The following is an 18,835-nucleotide window of genomic DNA, read 5'->3' as shown; positions in this document are numbered from 1 at the left end:
CATGCAAACCACTCTCAGCGAAGAAGCCCGGCAACTGCCTCGCGCCGAAGAAGCCGAAAGCATCCTGCGCACTTGCGTGCATTGCGGCTTCTGCAACGCGACCTGCCCGACCTATCAGTTGCTCGGCGATGAACTCGACGGCCCACGGGGTCGCATCTACCTGATCAAACAGGTGCTGGAAGGCAACGAAGTTACCCGCAAGACCCAGCTGCACCTGGATCGTTGCCTGTCCTGCCGCAATTGCGAAACCACCTGCCCCTCGGGCGTGGACTATCACAACCTGCTCGACATCGGCCGCGCCGTGGTTGATGCCGCTGTGCCGCGCCCCATTGGTCAACGTGTGTTGCGGGCAGGTTTACGTGGTGTGGCACCGAATCCCGGACTGTTCAAAGGACTGGTCAGCGCTGGCCAGATCTTCCGTGTGCTGTTGCCCAATACCCTGCAAGCCAAACTGCCGCGCAGCACCTCTGCAATCGCACCCCGCCCGGTAACGCGACATGCCCGCCAGGTGCTGATGCTCGAAGGCTGCGTGCAACCGGGTTTGTCGCCCAATACCAACGCGGCGGCAGCACGGGTGCTGGATCGATTGGGGATCAGCATTACACCGGCGCGAAAGGCCGGCTGTTGTGGCGCCGTGGACTATCACCTCGACGCCCAGGCCACCGGACTTGACCGCGCCCGCCAGAACATCGATGCGTGGTGGCCGGCCATCGAACAAGGCGCCGAAGCCATCGTGCAGACCGCCAGCGGTTGCGGCGCGTTCATCAAGGATTACGGACACTTGCTGTGCACCGATCCGGCCTATGCCGAAAAGGCGAAAACCGTGAGTGCGCTGGCGAAAGATCTGGTGGAAGTGTTGCGTGAGGAACCGCTCGAGTCCCTAGGTATTCATGCCGATCAGCGCTTGGCTTTCCACTGCCCCTGTACCTTGCAACACGCACAGAAACTCGGCGGCGCGGTGGAGTCGGTGCTGACCCGATTGGGCTTCAACCTCACGACCGTGCCGGACGCCCATCTGTGCTGCGGCTCGGCGGGCACCTATTCGATAACCCAACCGGCGCTGGCCCGGCAACTGCGCGACCAAAAGCTCAACGCCCTGGAAAGCGACCATCCGGACATCATCGCCACCGCCAATATCGGCTGCCAGGCCCACCTCGACGGCGCGGGACGCACGCCGGTCAAGCACTGGATCGAGCTGGTGGATGCAGGGTTGCCCTTGGTGAGCGAGGCGTAGGATTGCTGGCAGGGGGCAAACGATGGGCGAAAAAAAACCGCCTTTGCGGGGCGGTTTTTCGGTAGACCTCAGTTTGCGGCTGGGGCCTGGTGTCTCACGGACAACACTGACGTGCGGGAATACTATTAATCTTTGGTACTCGTTGCAACGTGATTTTGTGAGTGTTGAATGACGTTATGTGAAGCCAAGGTCAACCCTGGCAAGTCTTTAACCCGCAAAAACATACTGACAGAAATAACGAATTACAAAACTCATCAAGTCTTTGCCCGGGATCCTCAGAATCACGCCACAAGACAAGTTAATATGCCGACGCTCACTCGCCAGTGCATCCGTGAGGTTTGGCTGGAACCATAACGGTTTCATGCCCTTCGACACGGTTTTGCACCCGTGCCGGAATGATGGCTCGGAGGGATCACAACCGGCCGCCTCATGGACAACATTGACGTGCATGTCCGAAGGCACACATGGTCCGGTAAGTGCGCTGGAGGTTTGGCCCCCGACCTGGAGGCCAAAACGTATGAAGCTTTTGCTGCGTACGCTGAGCCTCGTATGGAGATCGTTTCAAGCGTTTCGCTTTTACGAGTTCCTGCGAGACCACTTTGACAACCTGAAGTAACGGTTGTCTATGAGGGAAAAAGCCCGTTTTGGCTTCGGCTGAAACGGGCTTTTTTTGTTTTTAAATACTGTCACTTGTAGGATTTTTATAAAAACATCCCTACTCAGCTGTAAGGCATTTCGCTGACACCTGTCATCCCGACATCCCCCTCACCGTCAGTTATGAGCTAATAGCCCCTTCATTAAACCGTCGCTGAAACGTTGTACTAGGATAGGATCCAATTTCCTGATTCGCTGTCGCCGGGCATGGAGCTGTTTTCCGGTGGTTCAGGAACACGAGTACCACACTGCAACTCATGGATGAACGACATGAACTCACAGCTGTTTCCTCACATTGGCAAGGTCATCGCCAGCACTGGCAGCCGACATTTCCCACGGATGCTGCACGACCTGATCCTGACCCAACTGGCGGTGGACGCCACGCACATCCGGCAGATGCGCGTGGAACCGGTCGGACGCGCACAGCCGCGCAGTGAGCCCGAATGCGTCAAGGAAGCATCCTTGCTGGCTGAAACGGTGTATTCCGAGTTGAGCACTCTGCCGAGTGCCAATGAATTGCCCACTCCCGAACCCCCGACGGTCACCGACGCCTCGCAATTGCATCTGACCCGGCGCAAGGACGGTTACCGCTATGTGATCTCGGTTTACCGGTGCGGCCCGTCAAAACGCTTTTCCGCCCACGAGCGCAGTTTGTTGCAGGACATTTCTCCGGTGCTACTGCCGATGGTCGAGAAACACATCAACGCCCTGCAACCGGCGAACACTGACGCCCAGGGACAATCTCAGGAGCAATCGGACTCAACCCTGCTGGGCCTGGAAACCCTGCGCCTGCGCTTTTGCGAGCGCGTGGAGCAACTGGGGCTGAGCCTGTCGAACCGCGAAATGGAAGTGTGTGTCGGCCTGCTCGCCGGGCGCACCGCGCCAGAACTGGCCGAGCAGTTGCAACTGAAGGTCAACACCGTGGAGAGCTACCTCAAACGCGCCGCGATCAAACTGGGTATCAGCGGCCGTCACTCGCTGATGCGCTGGATGTACTCGCCAAAGGACTGCCCCGCAGCCTGCGGCCCGTCGAACGCTGCCTGACGGTTCACACGCCTGTAACGAAACCGCCCTCCTGCAAAGGATGGCGGTTTTTTTTGCGCCCGTTTCAATCCCGGGCCAACGCCTCGATCGGATCGAGCCGCGACGCATTGCGCGCCGGCACGAAGCCGAACACGATACCGATCAGGGTCGAGCAAAGCACAGCAGTGAGCACCGAGGTCAGCGAGAACACCATTTCCCATTCCTTGATGAACAGCGAGAACAGGTGGCCGATGGCGTAACTCAACGAGATACCGATGGCGCCACCCAGCAGGCAGACCATCACCGCCTCCACCAGAAACTGCTGGCGAATGTCCGACTGCCGAGCCCCGACCGCCATGCGGATGCCGATTTCACGGGTACGCTCGGTGACCGACACCAGCATGATGTTCATCACGCCGATGCCGCCTACCACCAGCGAAATCACCGCAATCAGCGACAACAGCAAGGCCAGTGAGCGGCTGGTTTTCTGTACGGTCTGCATCACGCTGTCGAGGTTGTTGGTGAAGAAATCCTTGGTGCCGTGGCGTTGCAGCATCAGCTTGTTGACGTTGTCTTCCACCACCTTGCTCGGCTGGCCGTCCTTGATCCGCACACTGATGCTGTCCAGATAACGCTGGCCCAACAGTCGGCCGGCGGCGGTTTCATAGGGCACCCAGACGTTGAGCGACTTGCTCGACGAGAAGATGTTCTTGTTCTCCGCCGCCACACCGATCACGGTGCACGGCAGGTTACCGATCAGGATCACCTGCCCCAGCGGATCAACCCCTTCGCCGAACAATCTATGGCGGGTGTTGTGATCGATCACCACCACTTGCGCCTGACGCCTTGCATCGCTTTCACTGAACGGGATGCCCGACTCCATCTTGATCCCGCGCACCTGGAAGTACAGATCGCTGACGCCGTTGACCTGCGCATCGAGGTCGATGTTGCGGTAACGCAGCAACAGATTGCGCCCGACCACCGGCGTGGCACTGTCGACGTAGTACAGCTGATTGAGCGCCGTCACATCCGCCGGCACCAGGGTTTCGATGGCCGCCGAACGGCTATCGCCGAAACTGGTGCCGGAATAGATATCGATGGTGTTGCTGCCGATGGCCTGGATGTCTTTCAAGACATAGCGCTTGGCCCCTTCGCCGATGGCCGAAATCGACACCACCGAGGTGATGCCGATGACGATCCCGAGCATGGTCAGCAAGGTGCGCATCCGATGGGAGATCAGTGCGACCCAGGCCATGTTGAACGCTTCCTTGAACAACCCGAGGCTGGCCACCAGACGCCGCGCCGCCGTGGACTTGGGCGGCACTGCGTCCTCATTGGTCAGCGCCGTGGTGTCGCGCTCGTTGCAGCGGTCGCTGAGGATTTCGCCGTCGCTGACTTCGATGATGCGCTCGGCGTTGGCCGCAACCTTGGGGTCGTGGGTCACCAGAATCACCGTGTGCCCGGCGGCGTGCAGCTCCAGCAAAATACGCATCACCTCTTTGCCACTGGTGGTGTCGAGTGCGCCGGTGGGCTCATCGGCGAGGATCACTTCGCCGCCGTTCATCAAGGCCCGGGCGATACTGACGCGCTGCTGCTGACCGCCCGACAGTTGGCTCGGACGATGAGTCAGGTGCCCTTCCAGCCCCAGTCGTGCCAGCAGCTCACGGGCCCGGGCATGACGCTGCGGTTCCGGTGTGCCGGCGTAGATCGCCGGCATTTCGACGTTGTGCATCGCACTCAGATGCGGCAGCAGGTGGTAGCGCTGGAAGATGAAACCGAAATAGTCGCGGCGCAGTTCGGCCAGCGCCTGATTATCCAGATCACGGGTTTCCCGGCCGTTGATCTTGTAGCTGCCGGCCGTGGCGTAGTCGAGGCAGCCGAGGAGGTTCATCAGGGTTGATTTGCCGGAGCCCGAGGCACCGATGATCGCCACCATTTCCCCGGCATTGATCGTCAGGTCGATATTCTTCAGCGCCAGAAATTCACGGTCGCCCGCGGTAAAACTGCGGCTGATGCCGGTCAGTTGCAGCAGAGGTTCGGTCATGCTCATGCCCCTGCCACTTTCGACACCGGATCACCGATCACCACCCGGTCACCTTCGGCCAGACCGCCGTTGACCTGCACCTTGACGTTGTTGTTGATCCCGGTCTGTACGTTGCGCGACTGCGCCTGGCCCTTGGCGTCCAGCACCCGCACCGGAAAACTGCCATCGTTGTTGCGCGGGCCCAGCGCGGCCACCGGAATCGTCAACACCGATTTGGCGGTGTCGAGCACCACCCGCACCTGGGCCGTCATGGAAATGCGCAAGCGGTGATCGGGGTTCGGCACCTCGAACAGCGCGTTGTAGAACACCGCCGTGTTCTGTTTCGGCGTGCCGGCGGGCGGGGTTTCGAGGAAGTTCTGCGGCGCGGGTTCAGTGCCGCGCAGCTTGCCGTAATAACGTTTGTCCTCGCCCAGAATGGTGAAATAAACCTCCTGCCCCGGCGCGATGTGAATGACATCCGCCTCCGACACCTGAGCCTTGACGGTCATGGTGTCCAGATCCGCCAGCTTCAGCAGGATCGGCGCCAGTTGGTTGGCAATCACAGTCTGGCCTTCCTGAGTCACGATGCCCACCACATCGCCGTCGATGGGCGCGATGATCCGCGTGTAGGCCAGGTTGACCTTGGCCGTGTCGATCTGGATATGCGCGCTCTTGATCTGCGCATCCAGCGACAACAGATTGGCCTGCTGCACTTCGTAGTTCGATTGCGCGGTTTCAAAATCCTGCCGCGAGATCGAGGCGTCCTCCTGCAGATTTTGATAGCGCTCGTAGATCGCCTTGGTCTGCCTGACCTGAGCCTGAGTCGCCCGGCGCTGGGCTTGCAGGTTTTCCTCATCGACCTGAGCCTGACGCAGGGTGTTCTGCAGCACCAACGGGTCGATCTCCGCCAGCCACTGGCCTTTCTTGACCTTGTCGCCGACCTTGACCTTGAGCGACTTCAACTGCCCCGAGACCTGAGCACCAACATCCACCTGTTTGATGCCCTCCAGCAAACCGGTGGCCAACACTGCGTTTTCAATGTCACCGCGTTCGACCGTGGCGGTCAGGTATTGCGGTGCTTCGGCCGGTGCCTGCACCGTGTAGAAGACCAACCCGGCCACCAGCGTCAACGCGATTCCCAGACCGACTTTGCGCAACTTCGACTGTTCCATAAATGACCACAATTCCGTTCAGGGTTGAGCCCGGCCAGCGGCCGGGTTCCAGGATAAAGACTTCAATCAGGACAACACTTGGCCAGCCGCCACCGTCAACCCGTCATGCCACCACGCCGCGAGACTGAAGACGTTGGGCGCCTTGAGAATCGTGAAGTGGTTGCCAGGGCCGTACCACACCGCCAGATCCCTGGCCTCGCGCTGCCAGCCTTCGAGCATTGCAACCTGTTCGCGCTGGTTGCCCGAGGCGTCCAGCGTCGGGTCGTCCACCAACGCCAGACGCACCGGCCCGGTGTAGGCCAGAGCCGGTCGATAGACCGTGCGCAGCGCGGTGGCGAACGTGCGCACCGGGCCCTGCATCGCATCGGTTGACGCACGTTCAGACAGCACACCCGCGTGCACCATCCCGTCATGCAGCAGGCGCATTTGCGTGGTGTCGTCGGCTTCGGCGAAGGCCAGCGCATCGATGCCCAAAGACTTGCCGCTGGACAGTTGCAGCGACTCGATCAGTCGCAGCAGCGCTGCCGTGGTGGTGTAAGGCTTGCCCACCACGCTGTTGCCGCCCGGCGATTCGCTGTCGATCAGGGTCAGGGATGCCACCTCGCGCCCCGCAGCCTGCAACTGCGCCGCCATGGCGTACGCCACCCAGCCACCGAACGAATGCCCGATCAGATGCACCGGCCCTTGCGGGTACAACTGCTCAAGCGCCCGCAGGTAGAACGTGGCAGCGCTTTCGACCCGACTGTGCGGCACCGTCGCGCCGTCTAGGCCTCGGGGTTGAAGCCCGTAAATCGGCCACTCCGGCCCCAGCGCCTCGGTCAGATGGATAAACCCGGTGACACTGTCACCGGCCCCCGGCACACAGAAAATCGGCGCGTGCCCGGTGTAGCCGGTCTGGATCGTCAACAACGGCTGATACGCCCGGGATTCGACCATCGCCGACGCCTGCAATGCCTGACTGAGCGCCTGACCGAGCACGTGCACATGCGGTGCCTGCATCATGCTCTGGTGATCGCCCGGCACGTCGATGCAATGCAGGAGCGTGGCCGGCACCTCGTCCGCCCAGCCCAGGGTAGGATGACGACGAGACAGCTCTGTCGGATGCTCCTGGGCCCGGAACAGATGCAACGGGATACCCAATGGATTGATCCGGTAATGCGCCAGCGCATGCCCGTGGGCGACCTCGCGGTCGAGGTAGTGCCAGAGGTCTTGAGGCTCGGCGGCGGCCATGTCCGGGTGCAGCAATTGCTCCTCCCGGCAGCGCTGTAACAGCGGCTGGAAGTCGATCTGCTCCAACTCGGTCTGCAACACTGCCAGATGCGCCAGTGCGGCTTGTCCCGCGTTTCCAAGAGAGGCCCGGTACATCGTGCAGTGCTGCAACAGCTGGCGCTTGTGCGCATGCTCGTCGCTCCAGCGCGCCTTGCCCTGATCGGTCAGGCGCGGCACGAAACTGTCGATCAGGCCAACGAACGCTACCGTCTCATCCATGCCGAGCAACTGCATCGCCACTTCATAGGCCAGCACCCCGCCGAACGACCAGCCGGCCAGGCGATAAGGCCCTTGCGGCTGCACCGAGCGGATGATCTCCACCATGCGTGCCGCCAGGCATTCCATGGTGCGCAGCGGTGCCTTGCCGAACGGAATGCCCGGCAGCCCGTAGATCGGGAAATCGCCCTCGATGTGCAGGCCCAGCGCCGGGAAGTAAGCGTCCATTCCGCTGAACTCATGCATCAGGAACAACGGCGTGTCTGCGCCACCAGCCCGCACCACGACCAGCCCGTCATCCTGCTGTTCTGCGCCTGTGCGCTGGCTGAGCAACGTGCCGAGCGACTCGATGCTGGCGTGCTGGAACAGCTCGGCCAGCGTCACCTCCAGGCCGTTCTGTTGCATCAGGTTGACCAGACGAATCGCCAGCAACGAATGCCCGCCCAGCTCGAAGAAGTTGTCGTGACGACCAACCTGCTCGACCTGCAATACCTCGGCCCACAACAGCGCCAGAGATTCCTCGAGCGGATTGGCCGGGGCTTCATAGGTACGACTGAGTAGTGCGTCCTGTGCCGGAACTGGCAACGCCTTGCGGTCGACCTTGCCGTTGTTGTTCAGCGGCAACGCGTCGAGTTGCACCCAGGCCGACGGCACCATGTATTCCGGCAGGCGTGCCTGCAATTGGCTGCGCAGGCTGGCGCTGTCGACGCCCTCTTCAGCGGTGAAATACGCCACCAGGCGCAAAGGTTCCTGGCCGTCCTGACGGGCCAGCACGATGGCCTCCTTGACCCCTTCGCAGTTCAGCAGGCGGTTTTCGATCTCTCCCAGTTCGATGCGGAAGCCACGGATCTTCACCTGATCGTCGTTGCGGCCGATGCATTCCAGTTGCCCCGGTGCCAGCCAGCGTGCGAGGTCGCCGGTGCGGTACAGCAAGGCGCCCGGTTGATCGCCGAACGGGTCTTGCAGGAATTTTTCGGCGGTCAGATCCGGGCGATTCAAATAGCCCAACGCCACACCTTGCCCACCGATGTACAGCTCGCCGATGACGCCCATCGGTACCGGTTGCTGGCGGGCATCGAGTACATAGACCTGGGTGTTGGAGATCGGGCCGCCAATCGGCACGCTGTCGGCATCGTCCGCCACTTCGCGCACTTCGAAAGTAGTCGCGTAGGTAGTGGTTTCGGTCGGGCCGTAGCAGTGGACGATGCGCAGGTCCGGCGCCTCGGCGAGCAAGCGGCGGAAGGCGGCCGGGTCGGCGCGTTCGCCACCGCACAGCACAATACGCAAGCCTTTGAGGACTTCGGGAATCAGTTGCACGTACTGGTTGAACAGCGCGGTGGTGACAAACAGGATCGTCGCACCGGTGTTGGCCAGTTCACGTCCAAAGGCTTGTGGATCGAGCAAGGTCGCGTGATCGATTACCACCACTCGCCCGCCATTGAGCAGCGGCCCCCAGACATCCATGGTGCTGGCGTCGAACGCCGGGTTGGAGGCGAACGCCACACGGTCCTGCGCATTGAAATCCGCGTAGCCGTTGTTGATCACCAGTCGACCGATCGCCCGGTGCGGCACCATCACCCCCTTCGGCGTGCCGGTGGAACCGGAGGTGTACATGATGTAGGCCACGGATTCGGAAGACTGCGACAGATCCGGGTTGTGCGTCGGTTGCGCATCAAGCCTCAGCACATCCAGATCGATCCGGCGTACGGCGTAATCAACCGTTTCAGTGCTGAAGGTCAACAGCGCTTTCGCCCCGCAATCCTCAACCATGAACGCCTGACGCTCGGACGGGGCGTTAATGTCCAGCGGCACATACGCCGCCGCGCACTTGCCGATGGCCAGTTGCGCGATCAGCAGATCCAGCGAGCGTGGCAGCAGGATCGCCACGTGATCGCCCGGTTGCACACCTTGGCCGATCAAGTGATGGGCCAGGCGATTGGCCCGCTCATTCAACTCAAAGTAGCTCAGCGATAGCGCACCATGCACGGCTGCCACCGCTTGCGGATGCTTCGTCACCTGCTGTTCGAACAGACGATGAACCGTCAACGTCGCCGGGTAATCCCGTTGAGTGGCGTTGAACTCGACCAGCAGTTGCCGCCGCTCATCCCGCGGCAGGATCGACAACTGATCGATGCCCAGTTGCGGCGTCCGCTCCAGCGTCTGCAACAAGCTGTCGACCGCAAGATCCATGTAGTCGCAGATCCGCTCGGCGTCGATCCCGGACGTGGTCAACGCGGTCAGGCTGAAGTCTTCGCCCAGGTCATCGACGCTCAGGCTCAGGCGGTAGTTGCTGTGTTCTTCGGCATTGAGCAACTGCATGCCCTGCCATGCCGCCACGACTTCGTCGGACGGCGTGCCCCCGCCGCCACTGTGGCGGTAATTGAACAACGCATTGAACAGCGGCGACCCCGGGGCCATGGCGCTGCAACGTTGCACCAGCGCCAGCGGCGCGTGTTCGTGATGCAGCAAGCGGTTCAAGCGCTGATGGGTTGCCAGCGCCGCTTCTTTCACCGATTGCCCGTCCAGATCGATGCGCAACGGCAGCGTGTTGATGAACACGCCCAGCGCCCGTTCGGCACCTTCACCGCCGTGCAACCGGCCGAGCATGACGGTGCCGAACACCACGTTTTCACGCCCCGACAGTTGCCCCAGCACGCTGGCCCAGGCCAGGTGCATCAGGCTGGCGGCGCTGATGCCCAGGCGCCTGGCCTTGGCCCTGACCCGCTGGCTCAGCGCGGTGTTCAGCAGCCGCTGCGCATGCCCGTTACCGCTGTCCGCGACAGAACTCTGGCCATACGGCAGGGTCGGTTCGTCGATATCGCCGAGCATGTCACGGAAGAACGTCTCATGTTCCTCTTCGCTCAGCCCCGAGCGAGTACGGGCGACATAGGTGCGATAAGGCACCGGTTCGGCCAGTTGCCGCACCTGGCCGAGCAGGACTGCCTGCATCTCGTGGCGCAGTACCTCGAGCGCAATGTGGTCCATGACCAGGTGATGGAACAGCAGCAGCGCCACCACGCGCCGATTGACCGCGTCCCAGCCGTGCACCACTCGCATCAATGGCGCCTGTGTGACGGCCATGCGGTATTGCCGGGTATCGAACCGACTGCGCAACTGATCGAGTGCATCAGTTTCGCCAGCATCCAGCTCCACCGTTTCACACACCAGCGACGCCTGACGCCAGACCACTTGCACCGGCTCTTGCAGACCGTCCCAGAACAGCGACGTGCGCAGGATGTCATGGCGCTCGATCACGGCCTGCAAGGCTTCAGCGAACACCCTCAGGCGTGACTCATTGGCAAAGGCGAACTGCGCCTGCAACACATACGGATCGCCCTGGGGTGCCGACAAGTGATGGAACAGAATGCCGGCCTGCAACGGCGCCAACGGATAAATGTCCTGCACGTTCGCTGCGCCGCCGGGAATGCTGGCGACAATGCGGTCGATGGCGGGCTGATCCAGTGCAACCAGTGGCAGCATGTCCGGGGTGATGTGTTTGCAGTCCGGTGCAATCCGGTTGGCCGGAATTTCGCTCTCCGTCTCATCGCCGACCGCGGCGGCCAGTGCGGCGAGCGTCGGCTGGCTGAACAGCACACGCACATCAGCCGTCAGCCCGACGTGGCGCATCCGCGCCACCAGGTTGACTGCCATCAGCGAGTGTCCGCCCAGTTCGAAGAAGTTGTCGTGGCGCCCTACTCGCTCCACCTTGAGCAGTTCGGCCCACAACCCTGCGAGGAGAATTTCCACCTCGCCGACGGGCGCTTCGTACTCGCGAGTGATCACCGAGGCCTGATCCGGCATCGGCAAGGCTTTGCGGTCGAGTTTGCCGTTGGGGCTCAGCGGCAGAGCGTCCAGATGCACGAACACTGCGGGCACCATGTAATCCGGCAGGTGCTCCAGCAGTTGACTGCGCAGCAGGTCGATTTCCAGACGGGCGCCGGTGTAGTAGGCGACAAGGCGCTTGTCTCCCGGCACGTCTTCGCGGGCCAGCACTGCCGCTTCCTGCACGCCGCCGATGTCGGTCAGGCGTGACTGGATTTCCCCGAGTTCGATGCGCAGGCCACGGATCTTCACCTGATCGTCGTTGCGGCCCAGGTATTCGATGTTGCCATCGGCCAGATAACGGGCGACGTCGCCGGTGCGGTACATCCTGCCGTTCGGCTGGAATGGATCGTTCAGGAAACGCTCGGCGCTCAACTCGGGCCGGTTCAGATAACCGCGAGCCACTTGCACACCCCCGATGTACAACTCGCCGACCACGCCTTGCGGCACCGGTTGCTGCTGGGCATCGAGGATGTACATATGGGTGTTGGCGATCGGTTTGCCGATGGGCGTGTTGTCTGGCGTTAGCTCCAACGGCCCGGCGCAATCCCATGCGGTAACGTCCACTGCCGCTTCGGTCGGGCCGTACAGGTTGTGCAAACCACTGTTCGGCAATTGCTGCTTGAAGCGCCGTACCAGACTGCCCGGCAACGCTTCACCGCTGCACATCACCTGACGCAAACCGTTGCAATGTGCGGTGTCACCGTGAGCGAGGAACACGTCGAGCATCGACGGCACAAAGTGCAGCGTGGTGATCTGCTCGCGTTCGATCACTTCGCTCAGATACAGCGGATCCTTGTGGCCGCCCGGACGCGCCATCACCAGTCGGGCGCCGGTCATCAACGGCCAGAAGAACTCCCAGACCGAGACGTCGAAACTGAACGGGGTTTTCTGCAGCACCACGTCCTCAGCCGTCAGGCGATAAGCGTCCTGCATCCACAGCAAGCGGTTGACCACACCGGAATGCTCGTTGATCACACCTTTCGGCTGACCGGTGGAGCCCGAGGTGTAGATCACGTAGGCGGTGTGTTGCGGGGTCAGTCCATCAACGGAAAGGTTTTCGGCCGACAGCGATTGCCAGGTGTTGTGATCCAGATCGACCACCGGCACCGACACCTCACCCAACAGTTCGCGGGTCGAACCCTGCACCAGCACTGCCAACGGTGCGCTGTCCTCCAGCATGTAAGCCAGACGTTCCAGCGGATACGCCGGATCCAGCGGCACATAACCGCCGCCGGCCTTCAGAATCGCCAGCAACCCGACCACCATTTCCAGCCCGCGCTCGACGCAGATCGCCACCCGCGCATCCGGGCCAACACCCAAGCCGCGCAAGTGATGCGCCAAACGGTTGGCCCGAGCGTTCAGCTCGGCATAGCTCAGCCGCTGTTCGCCTGAGAGCACCGCCACAGCCTGCGGCGTGCGCAAGACCTGCGCTTCGAACAGACCGTGGATGCTCTGCTCCAGATCGTAATCAACGTCAGTGGCATTGAAGTCATGCAGCAAGTGCCGACGCTCATCCTCCGCCAGCACATCGACCTGCTCCAGCAACGCCTGATCGTTGCTGACCATGGCCTGCAACAACTGCTGCAAGTAACCGGCATAACGCTGGATCGTCGACTCATCGAACAACGCCGTGGCGTATTCCAGCGAACCCCGGATCACACCTTGGGCCTCGCCCAACGTCAGCGACAGGTCGAACTTGGCGAAATGGCTCGGCTCGGCCACGCCTTCCAGCGTCAGGTCACCGAGAGCCAGCGTCGCACCGCTGCCACTGTCCCAGCTCAACAATGTCTGGAACAACGGGCTGTGTGACAGGCTGCGCACCGGCCGGGTGATTTCCACCACCTGTTCGAACGGCAGGTCCTGATGGGCCTGCGCCTCAAGCGTGCACGCCTTGACTCGCGCCAGCAACGCTTCGACGCTGAGCGCACCCGAAGTATCGATGCGCAGCGCAAGCGTGTTGACGAACAATCCGATCAGCCCTTCGATTTCCGCCCGGTTGCGGTTGGCGACGGGCGACCCGATCACTACGTCCGATTGGCCGGACAAGCGACCGAGCAACATCGCCCACGCACTCATCACCGCCATGTAAGGCGTCACGCCGTGGCGTTGGCACAGCGCCTTGAGCCCGGCGCTCAAACGCTCATCCAGCCGGATGTCGACACTGCTGCCAGCGTAATCCTGCTGGGCCGGGCGTGGACGGTCGGTCGGCAACATCAGCAAGGCCGGCGCACCGGCCAGGGTCTGCTGCCAGAAATCGCTCTGACGCTGCAAGACTTCACCGCTCAACCAGCGGCGCTGCCACACGGCGTAATCGGTGTATTGCAACGCCAACGGCGGCAGCGGATCGGCCTCGCCATGGCTGAACGCCTGATACAGCACCATCAATTCGCGGGTCAGGACGCCCATCGACCAGCCATCGGAGATGATGTGGTGCAGGGTCAGCAGCAACACATGATGATCATCGGCGAGTCGCACCAGACGCCCGCGAATCAACGGGTCGTCCTGCAAATCGAACGGCCCCGAGGCTTCACCCTGAATCAGCGCGAGCAAGGCGTCGTCGGCTTGCGGGTGGTGGCGCAAATCTTCGACCCGCAGCAGCACACCGCTGTCGAGCGGCGCGATCAGCACCTGGGCTTCATCGTTGAACTGGGCGAAGCGGCTGCGCAGGGTTTCGTGACGCTCAACGATCCGCGCCAGTGCTCGTTGCAGGGCGGTTTCGTCGAGGCGACCGCGCAGGCGCAGGCCGAGGGGAATGTTGTAGGCGGTGTTGGCGCCTTCCAGTTGCGCCATGAACCACAACCGTTGTTGAGCGAACGACAACGGCAGCGCGCCGTCCCGCGGCGCCGGCATGATCGCCGGTTGCGTGCAGCGCCCGGCCTGGGCCAGCACCTCGGCGACCGCTGACAGCTCGGCATTGGCGAACAGCTCAGCGAGCGTCAGTTCCACCCCCAGCCGCTGGCGCACCTGAGACAGCATGCGCATCGCCAGCAACGAATGACCGCCCAGCTCGAAAAAGTGATCCTGACGTCCGACCTGCTCAACTTGCAGCACGTCGGCCCAGATCTGCGCCAGAGTGGTTTCCAGTTCACCTTGCGGTGCTTGATAGTCGCGGGTGAACAAGGCGCTGCGATCCGGCATTGGCAAGGCCTTGCGGTCGACCTTGCCGTTGGCGGTCAGCGGCAGCGCGTCGAGTCTGACGAAGGCCGCCGGCACCATGTATTCCGGCAACTGGGTCAACAGGTGTGCCCGCAGTTCGGCCACGGCCAACGGCTCGACCTGTGCCTGCTCGGTGAAATACGCCACCAGCCGCACCTGGCCGGGCTCGTCTTCGCGGGCCACCAGCACCGCTTCCTGAATGCCGAGCAACTGATTGAGGCGGGTTTCGATTTCGCCCAGCTCGACCCGAACGCCACGGATTTTCACCTGATCGTCGTTGCGCCCCAGATACTCGATGGAACCGTCGGCGCGCCAGCGCGCCAGATCACCTGTGCGGTACATCCGGCCGTGATTGAACGGGTCACGCAGGAAACGTTCTTGGGTCAGATCCGCACGATTCAGGTAGCCCCGGGCCACACCGGCGCCACCCACATACAGCTCCCCCGCCACGCCGACAGGTACCGGGCGCTGCTGTTCATCGAGCAGGTACACCGTCGCGTTGGCGATCGGTTTGCCGATGTGCAGCGCCTGCCCCGCTTCGACAATGCCCGAGGTGGCGACCACCGTGGCCTCGGTCGGGCCGTAGTTGTTGACCACATCGAACGACTGATGGCGGTTGAACTGACGCAAACGGTCGCCGCCGATCAGCAGCGTGCGCAGGGTCGGGTGTTCAAGGTTCTGGCTGAAGGCGTATTCGGCCACCGGTGTCGGCAAGAAGCTCACGTCCAGCGGCTGCGCGCGCCACCAGTCGAGCAACGCATCCACGTCTTCGCTGCCGTCGCGGGCCGGCGCCAGATGCAGGGTCGCGCCGGCACACAAGGCCGGCCAGACTTCCCAGGCCATGGCGTCGAAGCCGAAACCGGCAAGGCTCGACGTGTGGCGCCCGGCGCACAGGTCGAAAGCCTTGCAGTGCCAATCGACGAGGTTGCTCAAGGTGTGGTGTTCGACCATCACGCCCTTGGGCAAACCGGTGGAGCCCGAGGTGTAGATGACGTAGGCCAGGTGTTCGCTGGTCATGCCAGGCACCTGCGGATTACCGGTCTCGTTGTCCGGCCAGGTACGCAAATCCAGATCGATCACCGGAACATCAAGCGCCGGCAAGCGTTCACGCAAATCACTCAGGCACAGCACCGCCACGGGCGCACTGTCGCTCAGCAGATAGTGCAAACGCTCCGCCGGGTGCGCCGGATCCACCGGCACATAACCGGCGCCGGCCTTGAGAATGGCCACCAGCCCGACCAGTGTGTCGAGCCCGCACCGGGCGACGATGGCCACGCGATCGTCAGGGCGAACGCCCAGCCCGATCAGGTGATGAGCCAGAGTGTTGGCCTGTCGGTTCAGCTCGGCAAAGGACAACGCCTGCCCCTGACTGACCGCCGCAACCGCCTCGGGCCGCTCGATCACTTGTGCCTCGAATCGCTGCGCAATGGTCAGCCCCGACACAAACGCCGTGTGCGTGTCGTTGAACGTGACGAGCAACTGTTCACGCTCGTGGGCCTGAACCATATCGAGCTGTTCCAGCTCCGCCTGATCGTTGGTGACCATTGCATGCAGCAGTTGCTGGAAGTAGCCGACATAACGCTGGATCGTCGACTCATCGAACAACGCCGTGGCGTATTCCAGCGCTCCGCGAATTCCGCTGCGGGTTTCACCCAGGGTCAGCGACAGGTCGAACTTGGCAAACTGAGCCGGACCGGCCACGTTTTCCAGCGCCAGATCACCCAGAGCCAGCTCCGGCCCCACGCTGTTTTCCCAGCTCAGGGTGGTCTGGAACAACGGACTGTGGGAAAGACTGCGCGCCGGCCGGGTGACTTCCACCACCTGCTCGAAGGGCAGATCCTGATGGGCCTGGGCTTGCAGCGTGCACGCCTTGACCCGGGCCAGCAACGCCTCGACGCTGAGCCCACCGGATGTATCGATCCGCAGGGCCAGGGTATTGATGAACAACCCGATCAGCCCTTCGATTTCCGCCCGACCACGGTTGGCAATCGGCGAACCCACCACCACGTCGGACTGGCCGGACAAGCGACTGAGCAACAACGCCCAGGCGCTCACCATCGTCATGTACATCGTCACGCCGTGCCGCTGGCTCAGCGCCTTGAGCCCGGCGCTCAGCGGTTCGCCGAGCCGGAACTCGACGCTGCTGCCGGTGTAATCCTGTTGCGCCGGACGCGGACGGTCGGTCGGCAGCACCAGCAAGGTCGGGGCCCCCGCCAGATTCTGCTGCCAGTAATCGCTCTGACGCTGCAGCACTTCACCGCTCAACCAGCGCCGTTGCCAGGTCGCGTAGTCGGCGTATTGCAGCGCCAGTGGCGGCAGCGGATCGGCCTCGCCATGGCTGTAAGCCTGATACAGCGCCATCAGTTCACGGGTCAGCACGCCCATCGACCAGCCATCGGAGATGATGTGGTGCAAGGTCAGCAGCAACACATGGTGATCGTCGGCCAGCCGGACCAGACGCCCGCGAATCAACGGATCGTTCTGCAAATCGAACGGGGTCGAGGCCTGTTCACGGATCAACGCCTGCAAGGCTTCGTCGGCGTGTGGATGCTGACGCAGATCCTCGACCCGCAGCAGCATGCCGCTGTCGACCGCCGCGATCATCACCTGCACCTCATCGTTGTGCGGGACAAAACGGCTGCGCAGGGTTTCGTGGCGGTCGACGATCCGGGCCAGTGCCTGTTGCAGCGCCGCCTCCTCGAGATCACCGCGCAGGCGCAGGCCCAACGGAATGTTGTAGGCGGTGTTGACTCCTTCCATACGCGCCAAAAACCACAACCGTTGCTGGGCGAACGACAGCGGCAGCGCGCCGTCACGAGGCACCGGCACCATCGCCGGTTGCGAACTGCGCCCGGCCTGGGCCAGCACTTCTGCGACCGCTGACAGCTCGGCATTGGCAAACAGTTCACTAAGCGCCAGCTCGACGCCCAGGCGTTGGCGAACCTGAGACACCATGCGCATCGCCAGCAGCGAGTGGCCACCCAGCTCGAAAAAGTGGTCCCGCCGCCCGACACGCTCGACCTGCAGCACTTCGCCCCAGATCCGCGCCAACGCGGTTTCCAGTTCGCCTTGCGGTGCTTCGTAATGACGGGTGAACAGCGCCGCGCGGTCCGGCGCCGGCAAGGCTTTACGGTCGACTTTGCCGTTGGCGGTCAGCGGCAGCGCATCCAGTCGCACGAACGCCGACGGCACCATGTACTCGGGCAATTGCGCCAGCAGGCAGGCGCGCAGCTCAGCCACCGGTTGCGGTTCGACCTGAGCCTGTTCGGTGTAATAGGCGACGAGGCGCGGCTGACCGGGTTCATCTTCGCGGGCCAGCAATACTGCTTCCTGGATACCGGGAAGCTGGTTGAGCCGGGTTTCAATCTCGCCCAGTTCAATGCGCACGCCGCGAATTTTCACCTGATCATCGTTGCGTCCCAGGTATTCGAGGGTGCCGTCGTCCTGCCAGCGCGCCAGGTCACCGGTGCGGTACATGCGCCCGCTGTTGAATGGATCGTCGAGAAAGCGTTCGGCCGTCAACTCGGGACGGTTCAGATAACCCCGGGCAACCCCGGCGCCACCGACATACAACTCCCCCGCTACCCCGATGGGCACCGGACGTTGCTGCTCATCCAGCAGATACACCGTGGCATTGCTCACCGGCCGACCGATGTGCAGCGTCTGCCCGGCCTCGATCTTGCCCGAGGTCGCCACCACCGTGGCTTCAGTCGGGCCGTAGTTGTTGATCACGTCGAAATGCTGGTGACGGCTGAACTGCCGCAAGCGATCCCCGCCGATCAGCAGCGTGCGCAAGGTCGGGTGTTCGAGGTTTTGACTGAAGGCGTATTCGGCCACTGGCGTTGGCAAAAAGCTCACATCCAGCGGCTGCGCGCGCCACCAATCGAGCAAGGCATCGATGTCTTCGTTGCCGTCGCGGGCCGGGGCCAGATGCAGGGTCGCACCGGCACACAACGCCGGCCAGACTTCCCAGGCCATGGCGTCGAAGCCGAACCCGGCAAGGCTTGAAGTGTGGCGGCCGGCGCACAGATCGAACGCGCCGCAATGCCAGTCGACGAGGTTGGACAAGGTGCGGTGTTCGACCATCACGCCCTTGGGCAGACCGGTCGAACCCGAGGTGTAGATCACGTAGGCCAGATGCTCGGTGGTCAACCCCGGCACCTGCGGATCGAGGGCCAGACTCAGTGGCCAGGTACGGCGGTCGAGGTCGATCACCGGGACGTCCAGCGTCGGCAGTCGATCACGCAGATCGCTCTGGGTCAG

The 18,835-nt window shown here is 62.6% G+C and carries 5 protein-coding genes (1 of these 5 cut by a window edge); 2 read left to right on the top strand and 3 right to left on the bottom strand.

The window, feature by feature from the left end; genetic code table 11:
• Window position 1 precedes the first annotated feature (1 nt).
• Window positions 2-1,234, top strand: coding sequence for a glycolate oxidase subunit GlcF (gene glcF, locus AC3WRD_RS20660; RefSeq protein ID WP_102622125.1), 1,233 nt, complete (start codon window positions 2-4; stop codon window positions 1,232-1,234).
• A gap of 924 nt (window positions 1,235-2,158) precedes the next feature.
• Window positions 2,159-2,932 (top strand): helix-turn-helix transcriptional regulator, encoded by a 774-nt coding sequence (locus AC3WRD_RS20655; protein WP_102622135.1) that lies wholly within the window; start codon window positions 2,159-2,161, stop codon window positions 2,930-2,932.
• A 64-nt stretch (window positions 2,933-2,996) separates the two neighbouring features.
• Here AC3WRD_RS20655 and AC3WRD_RS20650 read toward each other — a convergent pair whose 3' ends face one another.
• The 3 genes from AC3WRD_RS20650 to AC3WRD_RS20640 form a co-directional block, all read right to left on the bottom strand.
• On the bottom strand, window positions 2,997-4,955 hold the full coding sequence (locus tag AC3WRD_RS20650; protein WP_102622126.1) for a MacB family efflux pump subunit: 1,959 nt from the start codon (window positions 4,953-4,955) through the stop codon (window positions 2,997-2,999).
• Between the two features lie 2 nt (window positions 4,956-4,957).
• A complete protein-coding gene (gene macA / locus AC3WRD_RS20645; RefSeq protein WP_102622127.1) occupies window positions 4,958-6,106 on the bottom strand; it encodes a macrolide transporter subunit MacA in 1,149 nt (382 codons plus the stop codon).
• A 66-nt stretch (window positions 6,107-6,172) separates the two neighbouring features.
• A protein-coding gene (locus AC3WRD_RS20640; protein ID WP_102622128.1) for a non-ribosomal peptide synthetase crosses the window boundary here: on the bottom strand, window positions 6,173-18,835 show its 3' portion. Its footprint extends 1,986 nt past the window's final position; the window shows 12,663 of its 14,649 coding nt (coding positions 1,987-14,649); its start codon lies beyond the right edge, outside the window; it ends in the stop codon at window positions 6,173-6,175.

Source organism: Pseudomonas sp. FW215-R2, assembly GCF_058789255.1.
This window is presented reverse-complemented; position numbering and strand designations above follow the sequence as displayed.